Origin of the sequence: Roseibium algicola (assembly GCF_001999245.1) — a bacterium.
Classification (GTDB): domain Bacteria; phylum Pseudomonadota; class Alphaproteobacteria; order Rhizobiales; family Stappiaceae; genus Roseibium; species Roseibium algicola.
Window position 1 is genome coordinate 2,362,527 of sequence record NZ_CP019630.1, and the last position, 16,332, is coordinate 2,378,858.

At 59.1% G+C, this 16,332-nt stretch carries 12 protein-coding genes; 4 read left to right on the forward strand and 8 right to left on the reverse strand.

The genetic code is table 11. From position 1 onward, the window contains the following. From B0E33_RS11020 to B0E33_RS11040, 5 genes are read right to left on the reverse strand one after another with little or no spacing between them, the layout of a single operon-like run. Positions 1-702 (reverse strand): hypothetical protein, encoded by a 702-nt coding sequence (locus tag B0E33_RS11020; protein ID WP_062491117.1) that lies wholly within the window; start codon positions 700-702, stop codon positions 1-3. Positions 703-726: 24 nt separating this feature from the next. Continuing rightward, positions 727-1,176 carry an ATP synthase subunit C gene (locus tag B0E33_RS11025; protein ID WP_006939055.1) on the reverse strand — a complete coding sequence of 150 codons (450 nt, stop codon included), beginning with the start codon at positions 1,174-1,176 and terminating at the stop codon, positions 727-729. Next, complete coding sequence (locus B0E33_RS11030) at positions 1,173-2,966, reverse strand: V-type ATP synthase subunit I (RefSeq protein ID WP_077291241.1); 1,794 nt, start codon at positions 2,964-2,966, stop codon at positions 1,173-1,175. The genes B0E33_RS11025 and B0E33_RS11030 overlap by 4 nt, the downstream gene beginning before the upstream one ends. Further along, positions 2,963-3,586 carry a V-type ATP synthase subunit D gene (locus B0E33_RS11035; protein WP_022999273.1) on the reverse strand — a complete coding sequence of 208 codons (624 nt, stop codon included), beginning with the start codon at positions 3,584-3,586 and terminating at the stop codon, positions 2,963-2,965. The genes B0E33_RS11030 and B0E33_RS11035 overlap by 4 nt, the downstream gene beginning before the upstream one ends. Then, on the reverse strand, positions 3,586-4,953 hold the full coding sequence (locus B0E33_RS11040; protein ID WP_077291242.1) for a V-type ATP synthase subunit B: 1,368 nt from the start codon (positions 4,951-4,953) through the stop codon (positions 3,586-3,588). The genes B0E33_RS11035 and B0E33_RS11040 overlap by 1 nt, the downstream gene beginning before the upstream one ends. Before the next feature lie 675 nt (positions 4,954-5,628). On the opposite strand from B0E33_RS11040, the gene B0E33_RS11045 reads away from it, so the two are divergent. Both B0E33_RS11045 and B0E33_RS11050 read left to right on the forward strand, forming a co-directional pair. Then, positions 5,629-7,416: an ethylbenzene dehydrogenase-related protein gene (locus tag B0E33_RS11045; protein WP_228148081.1), complete on the forward strand. Its 1,788-nt coding sequence runs from the start codon at positions 5,629-5,631 to the stop codon at positions 7,414-7,416. A gap of 62 nt (positions 7,417-7,478) precedes the next feature. After that, positions 7,479-8,495, forward strand: a complete 1,017-nt coding sequence (locus tag B0E33_RS11050; RefSeq protein WP_062491128.1) for a 2Fe-2S iron-sulfur cluster-binding protein — start codon at positions 7,479-7,481, stop codon at positions 8,493-8,495. A gap of 49 nt (positions 8,496-8,544) precedes the next feature. On the opposite strand, the gene B0E33_RS11055 is transcribed toward B0E33_RS11050, so the two are convergent. The 3 genes from B0E33_RS11055 to B0E33_RS11065 all read right to left on the reverse strand — a co-directional run bounded on the left by B0E33_RS11055 (position 8,545) and on the right by B0E33_RS11065 (position 13,733). After that, the gene (locus tag B0E33_RS11055; protein WP_208997798.1) at positions 8,545-11,325 is read right to left on the reverse strand and encodes a bifunctional diguanylate cyclase/phosphodiesterase; all 2,781 of its coding nucleotides are present in this window, start codon (positions 11,323-11,325) and stop codon (positions 8,545-8,547) included. A gap of 125 nt (positions 11,326-11,450) precedes the next feature. Beyond that, positions 11,451-12,254 (reverse strand): PstS family phosphate ABC transporter substrate-binding protein, encoded by an 804-nt coding sequence (locus B0E33_RS11060; protein WP_077291244.1) that lies wholly within the window; start codon positions 12,252-12,254, stop codon positions 11,451-11,453. Positions 12,255-12,698: 444 nt separating this feature from the next. Then, on the reverse strand, positions 12,699-13,733 hold the full coding sequence (locus B0E33_RS11065; RefSeq protein ID WP_077293231.1) for a LacI family DNA-binding transcriptional regulator: 1,035 nt from the start codon (positions 13,731-13,733) through the stop codon (positions 12,699-12,701). A gap of 228 nt (positions 13,734-13,961) precedes the next feature. Here B0E33_RS11065 and B0E33_RS11070 point away from each other — a divergent pair, with 228 nt between their 5' ends. Next, positions 13,962-15,197 carry an ABC transporter substrate-binding protein gene (locus tag B0E33_RS11070; protein ID WP_022999280.1) on the forward strand — a complete coding sequence of 412 codons (1,236 nt, stop codon included), beginning with the start codon at positions 13,962-13,964 and terminating at the stop codon, positions 15,195-15,197. A gap of 143 nt (positions 15,198-15,340) precedes the next feature. Further along, positions 15,341-16,231 carry a carbohydrate ABC transporter permease gene (locus B0E33_RS11075; protein WP_055656892.1) on the forward strand — a complete coding sequence of 297 codons (891 nt, stop codon included), beginning with the start codon at positions 15,341-15,343 and terminating at the stop codon, positions 16,229-16,231. Positions 16,232-16,332 lie beyond the last annotated feature (101 nt).

Below are 16,332 nucleotides of genomic sequence, written 5' to 3' on the forward strand. Positions count from 1 at the left end.
TCAGCGCAGCACCCCTTCCATCACCGCTCTGAGACGCGGTTGCAGGTGCCGCTTCAACAGTGTCGCGATCGCTTCTTCGGTCAGATCGATGGAAACGTCCCTGTCGGTCAACTTCACCTTGATGCCGTCAAAGCCCGGTGCGGTGGAGAAGGTGACCCCTTGCCGCAACACTTCGCCCGCAAGCGCGATCACGAAGTGGGTGAGGGTTCCCGGCTCGACCGCCTCGGGCGATTGCTTCAACTCCTCGAAGGTGACGACCTTCTCCGGCAGGACGATCTCCATCGGCTCAGCGTCGCTGACCGACGCATTGTCCTTTGCGTTGGCGGCCATCGCCAGAATGAGGTTTTTCAGGAATTCCTGGTCGGCAAGTGTGGTTGCCACCAGCCGGCCGGCTTCCTGCTGGATGCGGTCGCCCAGCTCATTGCGCAGGCTGAGGACAAGATCGCGCGCGGCAACCTTCAGCCCGTCTTCCGTCGCCGCCTTTTCCCTGGCCGCTTCCGCTCTTGCATCAGCCAGCAGGCTGTCCGCCTTCTGCCTTGCTTCCTCAACGATGGTTTCCGCCTTTTCCCTGGCCTTGGCCAGGATGGCATCCCCCTCCGACTGGCCCGCGGCTACGCCTTCGGACTTCAGCCTTTCGATAAGCGCCTGGACACCGGCACCAGCGGCGTTCTCCAGGTCGTCTGCTGCGTCATGTTTGGACATTGCCGCCTCCTGTTCCTTCTGGCCCTAAGCGGGTATCGAGCCGGACAGGACCAGCGCGAAGACGAGAGCAAAGACCGAAAAGCCTTCCAGCACCGCCGCCGGTGCGAGGGAAATGCCGAAGATTTCCGGCTTGGCCTTGGAGGCATGAATGGCCGAGGCGAGCACCTCGCCCTGGCGAATGCCGGTGTAGAGCATGGTGACGCCGGACAGGAGGCCGATGCCGAAAAGCGCGGCGCCATTGGCTGCATCAATGGTGGGCTGCTGCAACGAGAACATGATCACGATGCCGTAGATCACCTGGGACGACGGCATCAGCGAAACACCGATGAACCGGCCATAACCACCGTCGCTGTCCAGCATGGCGCCGATCGCGGCGCTACCGCCAAGGGCGCAGCCCCAGGCACTGCCGATGGCGCCGAGGGCGACCGGCGCGAACAGCCCAAACCAGCCGAGAGCCACAACGAATTCGTTCACAGGCGTGTCTCCTCTTTCTTGAACGGACGGAAAGGCGTGCCCTCGTCCTTCAAACCCCAATTGAAAAATTCAATGACATTCAGACGCAGGCCATGCACGCAGCCGGCGATCAGCCCCAGCCCGATATTGATGGCGTGCCCGAGCACGAGAACCGCGATGGCGATCAGCAGACCGACGCCAGGAACCGCGTGGTTGAGCTGGCCCGAGAGCGAATTGATGGTTTCGGCAAGCGACGCTGCCGCAAGCCCCAGCGCAAACAGGCGCATGTAGCTGAGAACATCAGAGAAAATGTTGACGATACGGGCCAGCGAGGCGAGGCCATCGAAGACCCTGAGGCCGCCGGTCTTGAGCGATGTCACCTTGCGGTCGCTGCCGAAGATGCCGACCAGCAGGAGCCCACCAACCACCGCAACCGGACCGGCAACCGCAATGGGAGTGCCTTGCCCCAGAAACGTTGCCAGGCCACCGAGTGCCACCAGACACCAGCCGACAGGCTGCAGGCGACCGCTCAGGCTCGTTTCGTGCCAGGCGCGCATCAGGTTGGCGATGACGATATGGGTCACGCCGATGGTCAGCGTGATCTTCATCATCGTGTCGACGTCCTTCAGATGCAGCACCTTCAGACGCGCGAGAAACGTGCCTTCGGGTGGCGCAACACCGAAGTAGCTACCCGTTGCCACGCCAAAGGCCGCTGTCGAGATCATCAGCCAGACGGACATCCGGAACATGCGCCGGCCCAACGCCGAACCTTTGAAGCGCACCCGGAACAGGTACAACAGCAGCAGAAGAAGCAGGCCATAGCCCGCGTCCGTCATGATCATGCCGAAGAAGATCACGAAGGAAACATAGACGATTGCCGAAGGGTCCCACCCTCTGTAGCCGGGGGTCTGGTAGAATTCGACCAGATCCTCTCCCGCTTCCAGAGCAGGTCTGTTGTCGAGAAGCGTGGGCGGCGCATCGGCCTCTTCGACATCCGTCACCAGCAGGGCGATGCCGAGACTGTCCGAAAGCGTGCGGACTTCCGCGACCTGGTCCCGCCGCGCCCAGGCCTGAAGCACGAAGACCTGTTCGGTGTCCGCTGTTTCGAGCGACGCCCTGTGGCGGGCGGAATGGTCTCGGGCGGCGGCAAGGTTCTGCGCCAGCACGAACCGCCATTTGGTGAGAGCCTGACGCTGCAGCTCCAGCTCTTCCAGTTGGATGGTCGCATCTTCATGTTGACGCCGAAGCACCGAGAGCGCCTCGGCCCCCACGTGAACGCGCGGCACCGGCATGGCATTTGCCGCCGGTTCTTCCGGAGAAAGCAATACGATATAGCTGCGGTACTTGTCGCGGTGGACGATCTCCAGGATCTTGTCGGAAGGATCGATCAGCTTGATCTTGGCGTTGGGCACCACGTAGAACCACAGCCGGTGCTCGCCGATTTCGGCCAGGTCGGAAAAGCTGAATTCGCCCCAGGGCTCCACATCCTGAATGCGCTGGTCAAGGCGCGCCACCCGGTCTTCGCAGTCACGAAGTGCCTTGCGGTTGGCAAGCGTCTTTTCGACCACCGTTTCCAGGTCAAAGTCGTCAAGATGGGTGACAGGACGACGCTGCGCCATGCTGTCCATGAGCCAGCGCAGGGCTTCGCTCGCCTCGCGCCCCCGGCCTGCGGGAACGGCTTCCAGTTCCTTTTGTGCCGAAGTCAGGGGGATCAGGTGCAGGGCACCGAATTCCTGCGTGGCTTCCAGCACCTTGTCCTTGTCCTCAAGGATGCCGACCAGATTCACCTTGACGAGCGGGACGATGGTCATAGCTCGGCCACCGAGGTTTCGGCGCCGCGAGCTGCCGTCTTGCGTTTGGAGATCTTGGCACGGACCACGGCATCGCGTTCCGCGTCCGCCAGGGCCATGCGGATTTTCTTGATGTTGCGTTCCGCCTGCGGGATCAGCACCTTTTCGAACAGGTTGACCCTGCGAGAGATAACCGCTTCGGCCTCGATCAGCCGGGCAATACGCTCCTTGGCAATTTCCCGCTCCTTGTTGAGCCGCAACAGTTCCTGCATGCCTGCGACATAGGGGTCGACCCAATGCGGGCGCGCCAGACGGGAATAGGGTTTCGTCTCGACCTCGATATCCTCCAGGACCGGCAACCGGGTGCCGGAGAGGTTCTGCTCGCCGACGACGGCCTGCTTCAACACCACGAGCCCTTCCAGCGGGACATGCTTGTTGGCCATCATTGGAAGAGACCGCGCAAGAGCGTTGAAACGCTCCTCATACTCCGCCTCGAGGCGGACGGCTGCTTCCTTGGCCTTGGCGCGCTCGGCCATGATCTGGAGCCTCTTCAGCTCAAGAGACGGCAGGAAGCGCTTGTATTCCGAGAGCTGTCCGCTTTCCCGGGCCAGAGACGACTTGTTGAGGGCCAGCCTTGCCATCAGGCAGCCTCCTCGTCAGACGCTCCGCCGGCAGGTTTGCTTTTCGGGAAATACTTGTCGATCAGCCCCTGTTTCATCAAAAGCTGTTCCGGCTGGAAGCATTCGGCAAGCGTCTGCCAGCACAGGTCGAGCGCCTCTTCCAGGGGCATTGCGACATTGATATCCATGAAACGCCGCCGGAAAAGGCCGCCAAACTTCAGAAGCTGGTGGTCGTAATCCGACAATTCGAACGCCATGGACTGCTTCTGCTCCGCATCGCGTGCGCCGGAATAGAAGCGGATCATGGTGTTCATGATCTGGTTGTGATCCTCACGCGTCACTTTGCCGATCACATGCTGTTTCAAACGGGACAGCGAGCCGAAGGGATCCAGAACGCCGCTGTGCAGATAGAACTGGCCCTCGGTGATGTAGCCGGTGTTGTCCGGCACCGGATGGGTGACGTCATTGCCCGGCATTGTCGTGACCGTAAGGATGGTGACAGAGCCTGAGCCCTTGAAATCGCAGGCTTTTTCGTAACGGCGGGCCAGCTGGGAATAAAGATCGCCCGGATAACCCCGGTTGGCGGGCACCCGCTCCATCGCGATGGAGACTTCCTTCATGGCATCTGCGAAGGCGGTCATGTCGGTGAGCAGCACCAGCACGCGCTTGCCTTCCTCAACGGCGAATTTTTCCGCAACCGCAAGGGCCATGTCCGGAACCTGCAAGCGCTCGACCACCGGATCCGACGCCTGGTTGATGAACATGACCGTGCGCGGGAAAACGCCCGCATCCTCGAATTGCTGCCGGAAAAAGGCATAGTCGTCGAAGATCAGCCCGAGGCCGCCGAACACCACGATATCGGCATCTGCCTGGATGCCGATACGCGCCAGAAACGGGTTATAGGGTTCGCCGGAAACCGAGAAGATCGGGATCTTCTGACTTTCCACGAGGCAGTTGAAGATATCGATCATCGGCACATCTGTGCGGATCATGCGCGAGGCGAGCACGCGCTTCATCGGGTTGGCGGACGGTCCACCGATCGGGACGGAAGGGTCGCTGGACAGATCCGGGCCCCGGTCAATCGGCTGCCCCGCGCCATCGAACACACGGCCCAGGATATTGTCGGAATAGGTGACCTTGGCCGGCTCACCCAGAAAGCGTACGGACGAATTGTTGGCGAGGCCCTTGGTACCGGAATTGACCTGCAGCGAAACCATGTCCCGGTCGATGTTGATGACCTGTGCGAGAGACGTCGCACCATCGCCTGAATCGACCAGTGCCAGATCACCCAGGCACGGGCGCCCCTCCGACGCGCTCTTCGTAGAAGACACCTGAATGCGAATGATATCGCCAACGATATCGACAATCCGTGTGTGGGAGACCAGCATTAACGCCCCCTTGGGAAGGAAATTAACTCACATCGGGCAAAACCCGTTCTGCTGCAACGCAAACCATCTTAGGCGGGTTTTTCGATCCCACACAACCTGAACTGTTGCCCGGCACCCAACTTGCTTCAACCAAAATGAAGTTAAGAGAGAAATGATTGCGTTCGTATGACTTGCATCAAAGTGCTCATGCCAGAGGCAGCAGGCTTACTCCCGCATTGCCGCAACCCCATTTCACTTGCGTTAACGGCGGACCGACTTCGCTGATCCGCTTAATTCCGGCATAAGCCCAGGGGAAAGCAGCATTCAGGAAGACGTGCCATTGCGCTGCACAAATTTAAAGCAACTTTCAAACGATCGACCTGATATTCTACCTATATATTGGAATATCAATTCTCCATTTCCCCGATCATTCTTCATGATCGTTTCTTTTTCACGATCACGCGCCTTCCCGCCAATATTGTTCTTCAGTCATCTGAATTTTTTCCCAAGAGGAAGATTTTTAAGCATGCGCAAAACCACCCGGATAGGTTTAAGGCCAGTTGTATTCGCCATTTTTTCTTCACTTTTGTTAAAATGTGATATTTTTTAGGCAAAGCGCTTTGAAATTTCCCGACATCCGGTTGCACAACCTATGCCGGTAACCCGGTCGCATTGCTGGCGACCCTGGAGGAAAAGTTGACGGACCAAGTGACTGATCACGCCCTGGAACTGCCTTCATCGTCCAATTCATCCAAGAAATCCCAAACAGGCCGGCACGCCAATGGCGCGGATAGCGCCGCGAAAAGACCCGAGGACCGTAGCCCTCCGGTACGCAGCGACATCGGCACGATCCTCCTGCACTGGACGTTGGTTATCGCGATCGTCACCAGTCTGCTGACGGGCATGCGTCTGTCGGCGGATGCGGAACACGCCTGGTTCTCCAAACTTTTCGAACCGATCCTGCCACAGGGTGAAATCTGGACCTGGCACTATGTGTCGGCGATATTCGTTCTGGCGGTTATCTTTGCCTATGCGGCCTATATGACGCTTGGCCGCCTGAAACGGCGGATTTCCTCCAAGAAGATCGTTGTGCTGACGCTTCCCGCCAGCACCAAGCTGCGCCTGGCCGCGGTCAACGTCATCGCCTACTGGATCCTGTTCGGGGCCGTGCTCACCCTGTCGGCGACGGGCGTCCTGCTTTACATCGGTCATGGTGGCATCTGGGTGACGGTGCACTACACGGCCGCGCTCGTGGTGCTGACCTATATCGTGGCCCATGTGGTGCTGCATTATTGTTATGGCGGTGTTGCCCAGCTGCTGCGGCTGTTCCGTCCGCAGGCGCTGCGCCGCTTCCCGGGCATGAGCCGTCACCCGCTGGCCCTGGCGACTGCCCTGGGCGCAATCGTGCTTGTTGGCGCCGTCAGCCTCGATTTCGGCACACGCGACAGTCTTGTCGTGGCCAAGGGCAACACCCTGCCGGAGCTGGACGGCACGCTGGACGATCCGGTCTGGCAGGACGCGGCCCCTGTTTTCATCCGAACACAGCAAGGCTCGAACCTGGACGGAACAGGAGAATCCACCGTCGAAGTACGTGCCGTCCAGGTGGGGGACAAGATCGCGTTTGCCTTCCGCTGGGAGGACAAGAACCGGTCATTGAAGCGGCATCCGCTGATCAAGCGTGAAGACGGCTGGCACATGCTGAACAACCGGGCCGACATTTCCGACGAGACCGCCTACTACGAGGACAAGTTCTCGGTTGCCTTTTCCACCACCGACACCTTTGGCGGCGGTGGCGCCACCCACATGGGCCCGAAGCCCCTGAGTGACAAACCGGCAGCCTTCAACCACCGCGGCCTGCATTACACGACCGACGGCAGCCTGGTGGATGTGTGGCAATGGAAAGCGTCCCGTGGTGGCATGCTGGGACGCGTCGACGACATGCATTTCGCGACGCCGGTGGAACCGAACGAAGCCCAGGCTGCCGGCAAGAGCCGCTACAGCGCCGGCTACAATCCTGACGAAGGCAAGGCTTTCTACGTCTACAACTACATCGGCGATCCCGTGACCCATTATCATGGGACGGTCGGCGTGCACCGGCTTCCGATCGACCACAAGAAAATGACGTCGTTGATGGGCACCATCGATCTGTCCACGGAAGTGAGCGAAGACGAGGGCTCGCAGTGGTGGATGTTCGAAAACGAAAGCGTGCCGTACTCGCCGGAAAAGGACGCGGAAATCCCGGTCGGAACGGTCATTCCGGGGGTTCTCATCCAGGGTGAATATTCCGGCAGCCGGGCAGATCTGCTGGGTGGATCCAGGTGGCACGACGGCCACTGGACACTTGAAGTTGTCCGGAACATGGACACCGGCCAGAGCCAGGACCTTGCAATGAAGGATGGTCTCTTCATGTGGGTCTCTGCGTTTGACCACAACCAGACGCGCCACACCCGCCATTCCCGTCCCGTACGGCTGACCTTCAATTGAGGCCTGCCCTTCCCGCCTTTCCTGTCTTTTCCGGACGTTTCTTTCTACGGATGTAATCACCCATGTCGAAAAGCACCTGTACGGTCACCATCAACGGGAAGGCCATCAAGGCCAATGTCGGCGACACGCTGATCGACGCCGGGCTCGGCGGACGCCTCGTCATCCCGCACGACTGCTGTTCCGGCCAATGCGAAACCTGCCGGGTACGCGTTTTGAGCGGGCAGATCGACGACATGGGCACCCGGGAAAAGGACACCGTGCTCGGATGCCTTTCCGTCCTGGAAGGCGATGCCGAGATCGCCTATGACCCGGTGCCGCTGGTGAAGACCACGAAGGGAACGGTGGAAAGCATTCGGCCGATCAAGGACGGATACCTGGAAGTTCGGGTCAAGACGGCGCGGCCCGTGCCCTGGCTGCCAGGGCAATATCTGCGCGCGACCTTTGCAGGATATCCGCCGCGCGACTACAGCCCGACAACCCCGCTCAACCTGGATGCGGAAGAGAATGTCCTTGTGTTTCACATCAAGGTCTACCCGGACAGCATCGTATCGTCGAAGCTGGGCAAGGAAATTGCCAAGGGACATGCCGTCAAGCTGCGTGGCCCGTTCGGCAATGCGTTTTTGCGACGGCAGCAGAACCCGATCCTGCTCACCTCGACCGGAACCGGGTTCGCACCGATCTGGTCGATTGCCGTTGCAGCGAGCCTGGGCCAGACCGGCCGTGAAATCCGCATCATTGCCGGGTCGAGAACCCGGGACGGGATCTACATGCGCGACGCGGTTCGCTGGCTGCAAGGCCGGGGCATTCCGATCACCCTGACGGCAGGCGATGGCGACGACGAGACGGTGCGCAAGGCGCGCCCGCATGAACTGGTCGGACAACTTACGCCCGATCACGTCGTCTATTCGGCCGGTGCGCCGTCACATGTCGACGCCATGCGGGAGATCGCGCTAGGCGCAGGGGCAACCTTCTACGCTGATCCGTTTTTTGTGGCGGAAGAAGAGAGCGGCCTGCTGGCCCTTGCTGGAAACCTTATCCGAAAGGCATCCGCTCCGTTTACCTCGGCTTCCGCAGACTGACACCAGGGCGCTACACCAGCCTCTCCTGAGAGCGAGCGGTCTTGCCGGACTATTGCGCGGCGGTTGTCAAAGACCGTTCGCCGGCATAGATCAGCTCTTCGGTACTGGCGACAGGCATGGGTCTGCCCAGATAGTAGCCCTGCGCTTCCGTGCAGCCGATTTCGGTCAGCATGTCGAGAAGCTGCTTGGTCTCCACACCTTCGGCGGTGGTGGTCATGTTGAGATTGTTGGCCAGTTCGATGACCGCTTTCACGATGGAAATGGAATCGTCCGAATAGGCCATCGACCGGACGAAGGACTGGTCGATCTTGATCTTGTCGAACGGGAACCGGCGCAGGTAGCTGAGCGAGGAATAGCCGGTTCCGAAATCGTCCATGGACACTTTCACGCCCAGCGACTTGGCCTGGCGCAGCGAATCCAGAACATCTTCTGAATCGGTCAGAAGCACGCTTTCGGTCACTTCCAGTTCGAGACGGTCGGCCTTGAGACCCGTCTGGGTCAGGGCATCGATCAGCACCGGACCAAATGCGTGGCCGCGCAGCTGCCGGGGTGACAGGTTGACCGCGATCCTGAGGTGGTCCGGCCAATTGGACGCGATCCGGCATGCTTCCTTCAATACCCATTCGCCCAACTGGATGATCAGGCCGGTATCTTCGGCAAGCGGAATGAAATCAGCCGGAGAAACCATACCCCGTGTCGGATGGTTCCAGCGCACCAGCGCCTCGAAGCCGGACACCCGGTCGTCCACGAGCGTGTATTGCGGCTGGAAATAAAGCTCCAGTTCGCCATTGGCGACCGCGGTCCTGAGATCGGTGATAAGCTCTCGCCGGTCGTTCACGGCCGTGCCCATGTCCTGCTCAAAGAAGCGGTAGGTATTGCGACCGTCTTCCTTGGCCCGGTAGAGCGCAAGGTCCGCCTGCTTGAACAGTTCGTCGCCTGCAGTGCCGTCGGCCCTGGCAATTGTGATGCCGATGCTGACGCCGATTACGAGTTCATGATCCGTGATCTGGAACGGCTGGGAAATCTCCCAGATGACCGACTGCGCCAGTTCCTCGACATCAGCAAGCCTGCACGGCAGACCGGTGAGGATCGCAAATTCGTCGCCGCCAAGTCGGACGACAACGTCCTTTCGGCCGATGAGGGCGCGCAGACGCTCCGCCACCTGCCGCAAGAGTTCGTCGCCAATCGGGTGCCCAAGGCTGTCGTTGACCGTTTTGAACTCGTCCAGATCGAGGCACAGAATGGCGAACTCGCCGCCCTTGACCAGTTGCTGGTTCAACAGCATGTCCAGCTGGTCCCGGAATTCGATGCGGTTTGGCAGCTGTGTCAGAAGGTCGTGACGCGCCAGGAACGCCAGCCGGTCGCGGGCTTCCTGCCGCTCAGTGATGTCTTCGGATATCGCCACCCAGCCACCTTCCGCCAGCGGCTGGCGGGTGGTCAGGACGATACGGCCCGAGCGGATCTTCACCATTTCGGTGCTTTGCGAGCCACCTGAATACCTGTGATCTCCCATCCGGGGATCGTGCAGAGCCATGTCACCGGTTTCAACGGCATCAACTTTCTGCAGCGTTGCGAGCTGAGCAGCCGTCATACCCGACTTTATCCTGCCCGGCTCGACTTCGAACAATTCGGCGTAGCGCTGGTTCGAAACAATCAACCTGCCATCGACGTCGAACATGCACAGACCGTGCGACATGTTGTTGAGAGCAGCATCAAAGAGAACGTTCTGCTCGCGCAACTGGGCTTCCTGAGAGCGCAGGATGGAGTTCTTTTCGTGCACGCGTTCGCGCAAGGCGTCGCGCTCCTTGACGGATCGCTGCAAGGAAACGACCGATCTGGCGATGTCGCCAACTTCGTCCAGCCGCTCGGTTCCAACCACCTTGCTTTCGAAGTCGCCCGCTGCAATGCCGGTCAATACACGTGTGATCTTGGTCAGCGGCCGGGTAATCTGCCGCGACATGAGAAAGGCGACTGCAGCAAAAGCCACCAGCGCGATCAGTCCGAACAGGAACAGCCGCCGGAGCAGCTTGGCTTCTTCTTCGGTGCCGATGCGGGTCAGTTTGTTCTGGATTTCGGTCAGCGCCGCGATGGGCGTCAGCGCACAGACAGTCATGGGAACGACAGGGACACCGCATTCGATGACATGCCCACCGTCCAGGGTGATGTTCGGCGTTTCCTTCGAGCGGGTGAGATCCGAATAGTTTCCGGTGAAATTCGCCGTGGAAATGATCTGACCGTCGAAAACGATCGCCATTTCAAAGGAATTGATTTTTGCTAGATCCGCCAGGAGTGGCTCTTCCGGCCGCAGCCAACGTTGCGCGACAAGTCCGCCGATCACATAGCCGAAATCATCGAAAACCGGGACAAACGCGATCTGAGACACTTCATTGACCCGATCGCCCGGCACGAAGACACCCGTTTCGGATTTGGGCAAGACGCCGGAATAGGTCAGCTTCTCTCCCGGAAAGCTGTCTTTGAGCGACTTGGCGACCTCGTTGAAGAAGCTCAGACCCTGCATCTTGGACCCCAGTTCGACGAGGTCCGCAGAATAGGAGGAGGCGCCGATCACATGGCCTTCCTCATCCAGAACGACGATGCCGTCCACATCCGCCAGTTTCGCCGCCGGGCCAAGCAGTTCCGACATGGCCACGACATTGCGTGACTCAACGGCCTTGGCGGTATCCACCCTCTCCGACAACGCATTTATGCGCCGAAGCCTGTCCTGAAACAGGAACTCCATACGGGTCCCGGCAAGCTTCACGTCGGCGGACAGGGTTTCCACAAGACGCGCGCGGGAAAGCTCCAGAAGCTCGGCCTCCTGACGCTGCATGCTGTCTTCAAGCTGGAAAGCCACCAGTCCGATAAGACCGGCAAATGCACACACCGCCGTTAAAACAGCGCCGTATGTATAATGCCAGAGAAGGGACGAGTGACGGATCATGTGGACCAATTGGGTTATCTACCGACGGGTACGCCACCGTAGTTACTGATCAATGTGTGAGCCTGACCCGACTGGGCGTAGTCGATGAAGGCCTTCATCTCATCGTCCAGCGTGCCTTCCTTGTAGATCAAGGCGAGGGTTACCGAACTCGGGTACCCCGGATCAGTCGGATGGTGGCCATCGATCTTGAGGACCGACAGTCCGTCTTCAAGCGGCTTCGAATAAGGACCGAAAGCAATCGCGCCTTCGACTTCGCGCGCGCTGGAAATTGCTTCCTGGGTGGTAAGGGCCGTTTTCGAGCGCGGCGAGAACTCCATTTCCGCCCAGCCCGGCATCGACGATTTCAAAACCTGCAAGGTGCTGTCCGCGTCTTCGCGGCGGACGAGGCGGACACGCAGATCGGCACCGCCCAATTCAGACCAATTGACTATTTCACCGGAATACAGCTTGACCAGTTCTTCGCTGGTCAAAGCATCGATACCGGTAGACGGGTGCGTGAAGATTGCGCTGGGAATTTTTGCAATCGGCAGATAAACGAGGCCGAATTCCACCTCACTGTCCTTCAGGGGACGCGCGACCCGGCCCAGGCGCTCCGTGCCGGAGCTGACGGCGGCGATACCGCCACCCGAGCCAATGCTCGGTGGAATTTCAAGATTGATATCGGGACGATTCTCGACAAAGCCTGCACCAATTTCCTGAAGCATTTCAAGGCCATCACCCGTGCCTACTACTTTTAGCGGGCCCTGTGCCGACGAAACTTCAGTGTGTAAGAAAAAAGTGCAAAGGGACAATGCCAAGGCAAAAGCCAAACTACGCATTTTTATCACCCAAAAATTGACGGTACTATCTAGAGTGACATATTCAAGTTAATTAAACGCTAAACCCCCGCGATAAATTACAATAAATGTGTAGTCTAATTAAAGTAATGAAATAAAAGCAAAATAATCCTGAAATTAAAATTCGATCTGATTTGGGCAATATTTTCCTAGCAGGAATAATTTACCGACTTAGCAAATTTGTTCACCCAATAAATTGACCGGTAAACATGACCTGACTACCACCAAGAAAGATGTATTCGATACAACCTTAGATTTTCTTTTCGCACAAACATCAAGTTGCATGATTTATGCTGCAGGGTAGATTCACTGCCGATCAACGCTTACATCGAATTCGGGTAGCGAGAAAATTTACAACCTCATGCTTGCGCAAAACTTGCCGGTTGGATTTTCGACCCTGTCAGCGGTGGGCAACAGGGCCGCTATTCAACAAACCAGCGGCGCGGCGCTGTCCCTCACTATCAGCTCTACATCAACCATCACCGGTTCCATCTCGACGTCTGTCCTGGTGTGCGCAACGTCAATACAATCCAGCAGGAGGGAAACTGCCCTGGCACCAAGCGCGCGCCGGTCCTGCCGAATGGTTGTAAGTGCCGGGACATAAAACTCCGACAGCTCGATATCATCGAACCCGACGACGGAAATATCTTCCGGAACGCGGACACCGTTTGCGGTCAGGGTCGAAATCAGCCCGAAGGCAACCTGGTCAGAGGCACAGAAAACCGCCGTTGGCCGATCGTTCATTGCCAGGATCCTCTCACCGGCCATCCGGCCGGATTCCAGGGAAAAGTCACCCCGGATGATCCATTCCTCACGGGCAGGCAGCTCCAGCCTTGCACGTTCGGCCAGCATGCCTTCGCGCCGGGCATGCGTCAGAACATTTTCCTGCGGACCTGTGATATGGGCAATCTTGCGATGGCCAAGGTCATACAGGTGCCGGACGGCCAGTTTCGCTCCGCGAACGTTGTCACTGCGCACGGAGGGCAACGCGACGTCGTGCGCCCATTCACAGGCAAAGACGATCTTGCCGGAGACGCCGTTGTCTTCGAACAGCTGCAATTCCTGGTGGGAGATCGCGCCGTCCAGACAGATCATGCCGTCGATCTGGGCGTCCAGAAAATAGTCGACCACGTGTTTGCCACTGGTCGCATGGTCCTTGGTATCGGCGATCAGGACCGAATAGTCACGGTTGCCGAAGGATGCACTTATCCCGGCCAGGATCTGGGAAAAGAACGGATTGCCGAGGTTTGGTACCAGAACCAGGATGGCTCCCGCCTGCTGGGTGCGCAGGTTACGCGCTGCCCGGTTGACCCGGTAACCGGTAGAGCGGATCGCCGCGAAGACGATGTCGCGGGTGGCCTCGGTCAAAAGTTCAGGATTGCTCAGCGCGCGGCTGACTGTTGCGGTCGATACGCCCGCCTCTTTGGCAACATCTTGAATTCGTGCTATTTTCTGGGCCAAGGCCTTCTCCGGTATTTCTCTTTTTTGAGCCTGGGCGCCTGCCGCCATGACGGCGGGTTCGTCCTCGAAACTGTCTGATCCGACATTCCGGGTTGACACAAGACCGTTTCCCGAGAATGATGAATGTAATCGATTACATATAGCATACAATAAAATGTAATCGATTACAAAATGCGGTGGAGGCCGCATGGTGAGGACAATCGGACAATTCACGTTCGATGGGAGGAAATGATGAAAGCACTACGTGCAGTTTTTGCAGCAACGACCGCCCTTTGTGCAGCAACGGCCGCGAACGCGACCGACCTGGAAGTTACCCACTGGTGGACTTCAGGCGGTGAAGCGGCTGCGGTTGCCGAATTCGCAAAGGCATTTGACGCGACCGGCAACAAGTGGGTTGACGGTGCGATTGCCGGTTCCGGCGGCACAGCCCGCCCGATCATGATCAGCCGTATCACCGGCGGCGATCCGATGGGCGCAACACAGTTCAACCATGGCCGCCAGGCAGAGGAACTGGTGGAAGCTGGCCTGATGCGCGACCTCACGGATATTGCAGAGGAAGGTAACTGGAAAGAAGTCATCCATCCCTCCAGTCTGCTCGACAGCTGCACGCTGGATGGCCGCATCTATTGCGTTCCGGTCAACATTCATTCGCAGCAGTGGCTCTGGCTGAACAACAAGGTGTTCGAGGACAACGGGCTGGCGGTTCCGACCAACTGGGACGAATACGCTGCCGCGGCGCCCAAGCTTCAGGAAGCGGGCATCGTGCCGCTGGCCATGGGGCAGCAGCCCTGGCAGACGACACTGGCGTTCCAGGTGCTTCTCACCGCGCTCGCCGGACCTGAAGCCTATACGAAGATCTTCGGCGAGAAGGATGCAGAGCTTGCCGGCAGCGAGGAAATGGCAAAGGTCTTCCAGGCCGCCGCGACCGCTCGCGACATGTCCAAGGACTCCAACGTCCAGGGCTGGAACGATGCCACCACCATGGTCATCACCGGCAAGGCCGCAGGCCAGATCATGGGTGACTGGGCGCAGGGTGAGTTCCAGGTCGCCAACCAGGTTGCCGGCGAGGACTACACCTGCCTGCCCGGCCTTGGCGTCAACGAGGTCATCATGACCGGCGGCGACGCGTTCTACTTCCCGAAAGTGGACGACCCGGCCATCACCGAAGCCCAGGGCGAACTGGCAAAGGTCATGCTTTCCCCGGAAGCCCAGGTTGCCTTCAACCTGAAGAAAGGCTCGCTGCCAGTGCGTGGCGACGTCGATCTGGCGGCTGCAAACGACTGCATGAAGAAGGGCCTCGACATCCTGGCCAAAGGCAATGTCATCCAGTCTCCGGACCAGCTGATGTCCGCCGACAGCCTGACCCAGGTGAACGACCTTTTCGTCGAGTTCTTCAACAACCCGTCCATGACCGCTGAAGACGCACAGTCGATGTTCGCGTCGATCGTCGGCAACGCCGACTAACAGCGGAAAAGGCCCGCCGCCCGCGCCGCACGGTCCCAACTTTGCCGGGACAGCGGCCAGGCGGCGTCCTCCAGCCCTGCGCGCTCCGGCGCGCAGGGAACGCCCGACATCACCCTGGACGTCTCGACAAGGAAGTTTTCGGCATGGCCGCAGCTACGCGCCCCGCGAGGTGGCATCGGAACATCAGCGCCAAGGTGGCCGCGGTTCCGATGATCATCACCGCCGTGGTGGTCTTCATCGGCGGAACCGCCTGGACGGTTCTTTATTCCTTCACCAACTCCAAGCTCCTGCCGCGTGAGAAATTCGTCGGCCTTGCCCAGTACGACCGGCTGTGGAGCAGCAGCAAGTGGCTGATCTCCATCGAGAACCTGGCCATCTACGGAGCCTTCTCGCTGATTTTCTCGCTGCTGATCGGCTTCATGCTGGCGGCCCTGCTCGACCAGAAGATCCGGTTCGAGGACACGTTCAGAACAATCCTGCTCTATCCTTTCGCGCTCAGCTTCATCGTCACGGGCCTGGCATGGCAGTGGATTCTCAATCCCGACTTCGGCATCCAGCACGTGGTTCGCAGCCTCGGCTGGGAGAGTTTCAATTTCGACCCGCTCTACAATCCCGAGATCGTCATCTATGGCATCCTCATCGCCGGCCTTTGGCAGGGAACCGGGCTCATCATGTGCCTGATGCTGGCGGGTCTTCGGGGGATTGACGAAGACATCTGGAAGGCCGCCAAGATCGACGGCATCCCGATGTGGAAGACCTATCTGTTCATCGTCATTCCGATGATGCGCGGCATCTTCATCACCGCAATCGTGCTGATCGCCTCCGGCATCATCAAGGTCTACGACCTGGTCGTCGCCCAGACCGGCGGGGGGCCCGGCATCTCCTCCGAAGTTCCGGCCAAATACGTCTATGACGCCATGTTCCTGTCGCAGAACCTCGGCCAGGGCTTTGCCGCCTCCACCATGATGCTGCTGACGGTCGTCATTATCGTTGTGCCCTGGGCCTATCTCGAGTTCGGAGGCAAGCGCAAATGACCAAGACGCCCCACCTCCTCAAAGGCTCGATGAAATACGATGCCGGCCCGGCCGAAGCCGGCCCCGACCGGGCGCTCCGCCACGGCGACGGCACACCATCC

What these genes read in the sequence shown, in the direction of transcription:
- B0E33_RS11020 (WP_062491117.1), bottom strand. Translation starts at nt 702, where the DNA reads ATGTCCAAACATGACGCAGCAGACGACCTGGAGAACGCCGCTGGTGCC.
- B0E33_RS11040 (WP_077291242.1), bottom strand. Translation starts at nt 4,953, where the DNA reads ATGCTGGTCTCCCACACACGGATTGTCGATATCGTTGGCGATATCATT.
- B0E33_RS11060 (WP_077291244.1), bottom strand. Translation starts at nt 12,254, where the DNA reads ATGCGTAGTTTGGCTTTTGCCTTGGCATTGTCCCTTTGCACTTTTTTC.
- B0E33_RS11055 (WP_208997798.1), bottom strand. Translation starts at nt 11,325, where the DNA reads ATGCAGCGTCAGGAGGCCGAGCTTCTGGAGCTTTCCCGCGCGCGTCTT.
- B0E33_RS11075 (WP_055656892.1), top strand. Translation starts at nt 15,341, where the DNA reads ATGGCCGCAGCTACGCGCCCCGCGAGGTGGCATCGGAACATCAGCGCC.
- B0E33_RS11050 (WP_062491128.1), top strand. Translation starts at nt 7,479, where the DNA reads ATGTCGAAAAGCACCTGTACGGTCACCATCAACGGGAAGGCCATCAAG.
- B0E33_RS11030 (WP_077291241.1), bottom strand. Translation starts at nt 2,966, where the DNA reads ATGACCATCGTCCCGCTCGTCAAGGTGAATCTGGTCGGCATCCTTGAG.
- B0E33_RS11070 (WP_022999280.1), top strand. Translation starts at nt 13,962, where the DNA reads ATGATGAAAGCACTACGTGCAGTTTTTGCAGCAACGACCGCCCTTTGT.
- B0E33_RS11035 (WP_022999273.1), bottom strand. Translation starts at nt 3,586, where the DNA reads ATGGCAAGGCTGGCCCTCAACAAGTCGTCTCTGGCCCGGGAAAGCGGA.